The organism is Bacillus sanguinis, assembly GCF_018332475.1.
Lineage (GTDB): Bacteria > Bacillota > Bacilli > Bacillales > Bacillaceae_G > Bacillus_A > Bacillus_A sanguinis.
This window is the reverse complement of sequence record NZ_BOQB01000720.1, coordinates 1-270: the sequence shown is the minus strand read 5'-3', so window position 1 is coordinate 270 and position 270 is coordinate 1. Positions and strand designations below refer to the sequence as shown.

General features: G+C 42.2%; 1 protein-coding gene and 1 pseudogene. One reads left to right on the top strand and one right to left on the bottom strand.

The window, feature by feature from the left end; genetic code table 11:
- A pseudogene (locus tag KI369_RS30160) lies at positions 1-184 on the top strand (hypothetical protein); the annotation flags it as partial.
- Positions 185-186: 2 nt separating this feature from the next.
- Here the strand turns inward: KI369_RS30160 and KI369_RS30155 are convergent.
- Positions 187-258, bottom strand: a complete 72-nt coding sequence (locus tag KI369_RS30155; protein WP_498033631.1) for a YnfC family lipoprotein — start codon at positions 256-258, stop codon at positions 187-189.
- Positions 259-270 lie beyond the last annotated feature (12 nt).

Sequence of the window (270 nt, the reverse complement as noted above, 5' to 3'; positions counted from 1 at the left end):
AGAGAATGAAAAAGCGATTCACATTTACCGCAAGCTTGGCTTTTCGGTTGAAGGTGAATTGATGCACGAGTTCTTTATTAATGGTCAATATCGTAATGCCATTCGCATGTGTATATTCCAGCATCAGTATCTGGCAGAGCACAAAACACCGGGTCAGACTCTCCTGAAGCCGACCGCACAATAGCATTAATAATAATCGATCGTATTTTTGATGGTGTAAACCCGTTCGACGGCGGGTTTTACTCCTTCATCAACAATGATTAGCTGACA